Here is a 7,541-nt window from a genome sequence, read left to right as displayed (position 1 = left end):
GCGTGACTTTCGGTATTCGTTTCAATAAACAGCGCTCGAAGTACAGAGCCGTCGAGGTCAGGCTGATCGATTGAAATATCGCGCATCCTGCTGCAGGCGTGCGCGTTACATAACATCCATAGCGCAAAAGCAACAATGGATCATGCATGAGTTCATTTGCGGGAATCAGACACCTATCATGGACGTTTACGACGCTCGCGCTCGGAAGCGCGACGCTAAGCTAATCGATAGGAATTGTCTTCATTGTCAATGCCGAGCAGACAGCCAAGCTCGCCCGTGCATATCCGCTTAAGCGATCCCGATTGAAACAGGAGGTCGGTGGAATGCGACCGAAAGTGTCAAGGTGGCCGCTGCCTAAGGTCGCAAGGTTGACAACCAGGTCAAAAAGATCAATTAAATCAAAGCCTGTTTTTGATCTTGGCGCTCCCTAGGGCCTGTTTCAACCTTGAGAGAGCATTGGTGTCAACGCTCGTTACAAGTTGAGTTCGATCGACCGGCGGATCCGAGACGATGCCGTGCGAGTCGGTTCATTTTCATTCACACCGACCGCAACCCACAGGCCGGACTAGCGGCATCTGGACAACGTGCTAGGCACGAGAATTTCGGTCGCGCTCAAGCGAGCGCAATGCACTAAATTAGCGCTCTCGTGGTAGCTATCTGGTAGCTACAACAAATCCGCAACCTTCGATGATTTCTGTAAGCATTTGACTTTGTTGGTACAGTTGGGTGGGCTCGAACCCCCATGCTCAGGCATGCAAAACCGCCGCCGACTTCCCCGGTACGGTATGTCTAAAAAGCCTTGCACCACGGCCATCCGCGCCACTACGTCCGAAAGAAAGGCATACCGCGCGCCACCCTGCCCGGGCTGCCCTGGTCGGAAGAGTTTATGCGGGCCTACGCAACCGCCCTGGAGGAGGGCAGGAAGGCCGGACAGGCAACGAGCGCGCCTGAAAGCTGGCAAGCGGCGCACGCCCGTCAAAACCGTTCCCGCTGGCAGTATGGCGGCCCTTATCCGGCATTACAAAAAGATCCAAGTTCCCCGAGTTGGGCCAAGTCACTCAGGACAACTACACCCGCCTATTTGCCCGGCTCGAAGAGGCCGCTGGAAGCCTGCCCGTCGCCAAGATCACCGAGGAGGACATTCAAGCGCATGGTCGACGAACGGGCTGCTGAAGGCGGCATAGAGGCCGGGAACAGTACGCGGCGAATCTTCCGGCTGCTCATGGCGTTCGCCAAGGACCACAAGTACCGAAAGGACAATCCGGCCAAGGACATCAAAAAGAAGCGTCGACCGAAAGGCGCGAAGAAAGGTTGGGACACGCTATCGGAAACCAACATAGCCGAGTTTCGAGCGGTGGCCCCTCGGCACTCGGCAACATCTCGCTATGACCGTACTGCCCTACACCGGCCAACGGCGCGGCGATGCGGTCAGGCTCGGGCCTCACAGCGTGGTCGGCGGCAAGTTCGATCTCGATAACCTGAACGACAGCAGCATCGAAGTCCGACAAAACAAGACCGGCAAAGAGCTGGAAATCCCACTAGCTGCACAACTCGCCGCGCTCAAGGCCTGCAAGATCGCAACCGATGCGCCAGCATTCATCCTTGCGGATTCCGCTCGATGTCGCCCAGCATTCCGAGATGATCTCGCCCACCATTCCGATTTGAAGTCGCCCACCCATTCCGAGATGATGTCGCCCACCGTTCCGGGATGATGTCGCCCGGGTGACGAGGCCTCTTCTGGCTTCCATAGGGTCCCCCTTTCGGCTTTGCGAAGGGGGACCCTGGATGCCGACGGAGAGGCTTGCGATGCGCCGTGTGCGCGATGTGATCAGGATGAAGGCGGCTGGGCTGCCGAGCCGCGAGATTGCGCGGCGGGTGGGCGCGGCGCCCTCGACAGTGCGGCTGACCATCCGGCGGTTCGAGGCCGCAGGCCTGAGCTGGCCGTTGCCCGACGAACTCACGGACGCGGCCCTGGAGGTCCGTCTGTTCGCCAAGACCGGCAACGGCAACCGGCAGGGTCACCGCCGCATCGCCGAGCCCGACTGGGCCGCGGTGCACCGCGAGCTCAAGCGCAAGCACGTGACGCTGTCAATCCTGTGGGAGGAGTACATCGGCGCCGAGCCCGGCGGATACCGGTACTCGCGCTTCTGCGAGCTTTACCGCGCCTGGGAGGGACGCCTGTCGGTGACGATGCGCCAGGCGCACGCGGCCGGCGACAAGCTGTTCGTCGACTACGCGGGCGACGGCGTGCCGGTGGTGGTCGACCGCCTCACCGGCGAGCGGAGGACGGCGCAGATCTTCGTCGCCGTGCTCGGCGCCTCGAGCTTCACCTCCGCGCAGGCGACGTGGACGCAGGGGCTCGCCGACTGGATCAGTGCCCATGTTGGCGCCTTCGCGGCGATCGGTGGCGTCCCGGCGCTGCTGGTGCCCGACAACACCAAGGTCGCGGTCATCAAGGCGAGCCTGTACGACCCGCAAATCAATCGCACCTATGCGGAGATGGCGGCGCATTACGGCACCGCCATCTTGCCGGCGCGGCCGCGCAAGCCGCGCGACAAGGCCAAGGTCGAGCAAGCCGTCCTCATTATCGAGCGCTGGCTGCTCGGCCGCCTGCGCCACCGCGTCTTCTACAGCCTCGCCGAGGTCAACGCGGCGATCGGCGAGTTGCTCACAAGGCTCAACGAGGAGCGGCCGATCCGGCGGCTCGGCGTGACGCGCCGCCGGCTGCTCGAGGAGCGCAGCGAGGCTTCGCGTTCGAGCAGCAGCGCGAGCCATTCGGCGTGACCGAGGCTATTCGCCTCGCCGGTGGCTTCGATGTCGGCGAAGGCCTCGGCCATGCCGTGGAGGCCGAGGGCGTTGAGGCGGTCGAGGGTCGGATGGGTGAGCAAGGGATGGTCTCCTAATTGTAGTAGCGCGGTCCGCGGATGTTGGCATGCAGGATCGGCGCATCGTCCGCGGAGCGCTGATGAGCGGGACGCCGATCGAGATTGTTGGCGAGGATCGACTTGACCGAGCCATAGGTGCGCGCACCGATGTCGATCGCCCGCGCAGCCGCGGCGTCCAGCCGTTCGCGCCCGTAGGAGGCGGCGAGCCTGAGGATGCCGAGGCAGGCGCGGAAGCCTTGCTCGGGGTGCGAGCGCTCGTCGAGAATGAGGTCGCACAATGCGCTGGTTGCCGGCCCGATCGCGGCGGCGTCCTGGCGGATACGCGCGATAGTCCAGCCGGCATAGCGCCGATGGCTGGAGGCCATGTGCTCCGGCACGGTGGTGTGTTTGTGATTGCCGCTCATGCGCTGATGCGCGGCGATCCGCTCGCCCTTGTGGAAGATCTCGACGGTGCGGGCGGTGAACCGCACCTCGACCTCAGCGCGGGCGAAGCGATGCGGAACGCTGTAATAATGCTTCTCCACCTCGACGTGGTAATCGAGGCTGACGCGGCGGATCCGCCACTCGGCGAGCAGGTAGGGGCTCGCCGGCAACGGCTTGAGCGCCGGCCGGTCGACCTCCACGACAAGCGGCTCGCCACCCGCCTGCGCTACGCCAAGCTGCGTCAGCAGGCGTGCGTCGAGGACATTGACTACCGCACCCCGCGCGGCCTCGACCGCCCACTGTTCGCCAAGCTTGTCGAGGGACGCTGGATCGACGACCATGCGAACCTGCTGATCTGCGGCCCGGCCGGCGTCGGCAAGAGCTGGCTCGCCTCGGCGCTCGGCCACAAGGCCTGCCGTGACAATCGCTCCGTGCTCTATCAACGTGTTCCGCGGCTGTTCGATGACCTCGCTCTCGCGCGCGGCGACGGCCGCCATCCACGCCTATTGCGCGGCCTCGGCCCTGTCGATCTGCTGATCCTCTATGATTGGGGGCTCGAGCCGCTCGATGCCGGCGCCCGTCACGACCTCCTAGAAATCCTCGAAGATCGCTACGGTCACCGTTCCACCATCGTCACCAGCCAGCTCCCCATGGACCAATGGCATGTGCTCATTGGAGATCCCACCTATGCCGACGCCGTGCTCGATCGCCTCGTCCACAATGCCCATCGGCTCGACCTCACCGGCGAGAGCCTGCGCCGAACTCGGCAATCCGCCCGAAAGGCCTGAGCCCGTAACGCTGTGGACATGCCGCTTCGCTTGGACAACGCCAGGCGTTGCCCACATGCCCACAGAACCGCAACAGAAACAGAAACGGAAGAAGTTCAAGCCGCGATTCCAGGTTGACCACGCGGCTCGCCAAATGCCAGAGAAACTACCGCCAGAACGCCTCGTCACCGGGCGAGATCAAATCGGAAAGGTGGGCGACATCGTCTCGGAATCCCCCGGCGACTTCATATCGGTACACCCGGGCGACTTCGTCGGAATCCGCATTCATCCTGACTGAACGCGGAAAGCCTTACAGCGACAAGTCGTTCACCGGCAAGTTTTCAGCCTGGGGCAAAGCGGCCGGGATCACGACGCAATGCAGCCCCCACACGTTGCGCTTCGCGGCAGCCCGTCGACTTGCCGAGCTGGGGTTGTCACTGAAGGTGATTGCCAGCATCAACGGCCACGACAGCTTGAAAGAGCTGGAACGATACACGAAGGCTGCGGAGCAAAGGCTGCTCGCCAAGCAGGCTATTGCTGCGTTAGGCTCACACTAGCCCACGGGTTCGCATCTTCCGCATCGCCCGAGAGAACTTCGAAGGCGCGGTCAATCAGTCGCATGTCCCACAAGACCATGCCGCCGCGCCTGATGGGCCTCGGCATCGTGCCGTCCTCAACCCACTTATCGAATGTGGACGGAGACACCCCGACGTAGAACGCCGCGTCTTCACGTCGCAATCCCCTGCGAGGGCGCGTGAACGCGGATTGATTGGGGCTTTCCGTTCTGACCATCGGCAGACCTTCAGGGGCGACAAGCATCAGCCCTGTAGTCGCACGGATTTTCGGAAGCTGTCTATTAAATAGCCTCAGCGTTTGCGTTCGCCGCACCGGAATTGTACGGGAGGCGAAAAGAATTGTCTGTGATATCTTTGGTTGCGGCTCATCCCGAGTCGCGAAACCGATAGGCACTCCAATGGCAAAAAATGAACGTACCGGCAAAGGCGTGGGGTCGATTGCTTCGAAAGGACTTCGGAGCCCCGGCGCGCTGACTAACAAGGAGATCAAAACCGTTTCGGCGTCCGCCCTCACTCAGCGACCGGATCACAAGGGGCCATCGAAGCCCACTCGGCGGAAGTAGGTTCTTCGGCATGGGTCGAGCGCGTGGCGGGCGGCCCGTAGCGGCAGGCGCGCGGCCCTCCACATCGACGCCTCGCTCGCTACATCAGGTATTGTCGCGCTTGTAGATCACCAATGGGAGAAAATGAATCATGGTCGACCTTCTTGGTCATCAGGACAGACTTGATCAAGCTCAACGTGCTATGGAGCGGCTTGCAGCCGCGAGTGAAAATACACAGGTGAAGGCTGACCTTCTCAGGGCTGCAAATGCGCTGGGGAAAGCCGAAGACCGTATCGCGGCGCTTGAGGCCATCGTTAGTCGGCTGTGAACAAGCCTGTAAGCGATTGAGCAGCGGTCTGTTTTTGGTGTTTTGACGGCGTTTGAGATTGCAGGGATTTGAGGCTTGATGGTCGCAAACCTTGCAATTCGTTTTGTGGATTCCTCTCCGCTGTGAACCGTGCTTGTGTGGTGCACCGGAGGGACGATGCGGCCGAAGAAGCACAAGACGACGGGATCGAACGATCTGTTCCGGGCACGGCTGGACCAGATCATCAACATGAAGCACGAGTTGGTTCTGCTTGCCGGCAAGATCGATTGGGACTGGATCGACAGCGAGATCGCCCCGCTCTACAGCGAGAACGGCAGGCCGGGGATCGAGACCCGCTTCATGATCGGGCTGCTGTTGCTCAAGCACATCCGAGACACTCACCGGCTGTGCGGTCGAGCGGGCCTATGTCGACAAGGGCTACCGCGGCCACGACGCGCAAAATCCCCGCCGCGTCTTCATCTCCGGCCAGAAGCGCGGTGTCTTCGGCGCCATCAAGCGTGAGCTGCGCCGCCGCTCCGCCATTGAGCCCATCATCGGACACCTCAAAGCCGAAGGACACCTCGGCCGGTGCTACCTCAAGGGCCGCGCCGGCGATGCCGCCAACGTCGTCCTCTCCGCCGTCGGACACAACCTCCGTCGCATCCTCGCCTGGTTCAGAGAACTTTTGCGCCTATTGTTGGTCTCGCTCTGGCGCTCGCTCAACTGTCTAGCTCAGCTCAATCCGGCTTCTTAACGGTCGACTCGTTAAAGTGCTGGTCAAGAAAGCTGACGTTTCATCGAAATGACTTTGGCTACCCTACAGGACATGAATTGCCGGAGAGCTGCCTAGTCGAACTCCTTCGCCGCTCACTCAGCCCTCACCCTCTAGAAGATCGCGTATGCGCGCAGCGATCCGCCGGGCATCCTTCGGCCTAAGATTGGGCTTCACGCTGTCGAGGATGCCTAACACTGCCCGAGCCTCCTCGGCATCAAATGTCGCAACTTGGCGATCTGCCAGGCTCAAAGGCTGATCGGCCGCCCGGGCCTGATTGGCTGCAAGCACCTCAAGCGCTTGTGCCGCTCGAATATATGCATCCTTTGGCCCCATGGTTGGGAGGTAGCGGCCACGTGGCTCGGCGCTCAATCTGAGAGAAGAAGAAACGCTGTCCCCACTCACGCGCGCCGCTAACTCCACCGCCAGCTTCGGGGAGGGAAGAAGGCTGGCGGTAGGATACATCCACCGCAAAAAGCCGTGGCACAACTACCAGAACTGGTTGCCGCATCACAGTCACGGTCGCCTGGCAATGGGGGCGCGACTCGGCGCCGAGAAGGATGCAAGGCACCTACTAGATGCGGTAATGGGCCCGGCTCCGGAGCAAGGGGTCATGATGGTGGCTGTCCCCCGATAGATGATGAAACGGGGTCACGACTTGAGGCCCCAAGCATCTGGAGACGGAGGACAGCCGTGGAGAAAGGCAGAATACGGAAGACTACACAAGGCTGTGCTGGCAATTGTGCGTGATGATGCAGTCTGCCGCCGGCTTATGACAGTACCAGGCGTTGGCCCCCTGGTGGCCATCACCTACAAATCGGCGATTGATGATCCTCATCGCATTGTAAAGTCAAAGGCAGCAGGCGCGCTGTTCGGGCTCACAGAAATATCAATCGGGAGAAAAGGACGTCACGGGCGGAATCACGCTGGCCGGCGATGAGACGGTGCGGACGGCCTTGTATGAAGCCGCCAACGTTCTGTTATCGCGCATCACGCGGTTCTCAAAACTCAAACACTGGGGGATGGACGTCGCCAAGCGGAGGGGCTCGAAGCGCGCAAAGGTCGCCTTGGCACGCAAGCTCGCAGTGATCCTGCATCGGATCTGGGTCGATGGCACGACTTACCGATGGGCCGAAGCGGGCTTGCCGCGCGGCAATCAGGGTGACAGTGGAGCGTCAATCAGGATGAGAGAGCTTCGCCGGGCTCGTGACGCAGGGAGGGCGTAGCCCGACCGGAGTTACGAGCCCGGCGTCGGCGCGATCCACAGGGG

The 7,541-nt window shown here is 61.8% G+C and carries 5 protein-coding genes and 4 pseudogenes; 6 read left to right on the top strand and 3 right to left on the bottom strand.

Annotation, left to right across the window (positions count from 1 at the left end; all coding sequences use genetic code 11):
- The first annotated feature begins 1,385 nt into the window (after positions 1-1,385).
- Together I6F28_RS36740 and istA are read left to right on the top strand one after the other, a co-directional pair.
- A complete protein-coding gene (locus tag I6F28_RS36740; RefSeq protein ID WP_225143848.1) occupies positions 1,386-1,712 on the top strand; it encodes a site-specific integrase in 327 nt (108 codons plus the stop codon).
- A gap of 94 nt (positions 1,713-1,806) precedes the next feature.
- Positions 1,807-2,736, top strand: a pseudogene (gene istA, locus I6F28_RS36735) (IS21 family transposase); the annotation flags it as partial.
- On the opposite strand, the pseudogene I6F28_RS36730 reads toward istA, so the two are convergent.
- Together I6F28_RS36730 and I6F28_RS36725 are read right to left on the bottom strand one after the other, a co-directional pair.
- Positions 2,736-2,888, bottom strand: a pseudogene (locus tag I6F28_RS36730) (ATP-binding protein); the annotation flags it as partial. The pseudogenes istA and I6F28_RS36730 sit on opposite strands and share 1 nt — an antisense overlap.
- 11 nt (positions 2,889-2,899) lie before the next feature.
- Positions 2,900-3,508: a Mu transposase domain-containing protein gene (locus I6F28_RS36725; RefSeq protein WP_524536132.1), complete on the bottom strand. Its 609-nt coding sequence runs from the start codon at positions 3,506-3,508 to the stop codon at positions 2,900-2,902.
- Here I6F28_RS36725 and istB point away from each other — a divergent pair.
- Complete coding sequence (gene istB, locus I6F28_RS36720) at positions 3,398-4,096, top strand: IS21-like element helper ATPase IstB (RefSeq protein ID WP_524536131.1); 699 nt, start codon at positions 3,398-3,400, stop codon at positions 4,094-4,096. The genes I6F28_RS36725 and istB overlap by 111 nt on opposite strands.
- A 113-nt stretch (positions 4,097-4,209) precedes the next feature.
- Entirely contained in the window at positions 4,210-4,632 is a 423-nt protein-coding gene (locus I6F28_RS36715) for a tyrosine-type recombinase/integrase (RefSeq protein WP_225143844.1), read from the top strand.
- A gap of 660 nt (positions 4,633-5,292) precedes the next feature.
- Here the strand turns inward: I6F28_RS36715 and I6F28_RS38005 are convergent.
- On the bottom strand, positions 5,293-5,886 hold the full coding sequence (locus I6F28_RS38005) for a hypothetical protein (RefSeq protein ID WP_524536133.1): 594 nt from the start codon (positions 5,884-5,886) through the stop codon (positions 5,293-5,295).
- Position 5,887: 1 nt separating this feature from the next.
- Between I6F28_RS38005 and I6F28_RS38000 the strand changes: the two are divergent.
- Both I6F28_RS38000 and I6F28_RS36695 read left to right on the top strand, forming a co-directional pair.
- A pseudogene (locus I6F28_RS38000) lies at positions 5,888-6,253 on the top strand (transposase); the annotation flags it as partial.
- Positions 6,254-6,971: 718 nt separating this feature from the next.
- Positions 6,972-7,407: pseudogene (locus I6F28_RS36695) on the top strand (transposase); the annotation flags it as partial.
- Between the last annotated feature and the right edge of the window lie 134 nt (positions 7,408-7,541).

Origin of the sequence: Bradyrhizobium sp. NBAIM14, from assembly GCF_020193895.1 — a bacterium.
In the GTDB taxonomy this organism is placed as follows: domain Bacteria; phylum Pseudomonadota; class Alphaproteobacteria; order Rhizobiales; family Xanthobacteraceae; genus Bradyrhizobium; species Bradyrhizobium yuanmingense.
Note: the sequence above shows the minus strand (reverse complement) of the source record. Positions and strands in the feature narration are given on the sequence as shown.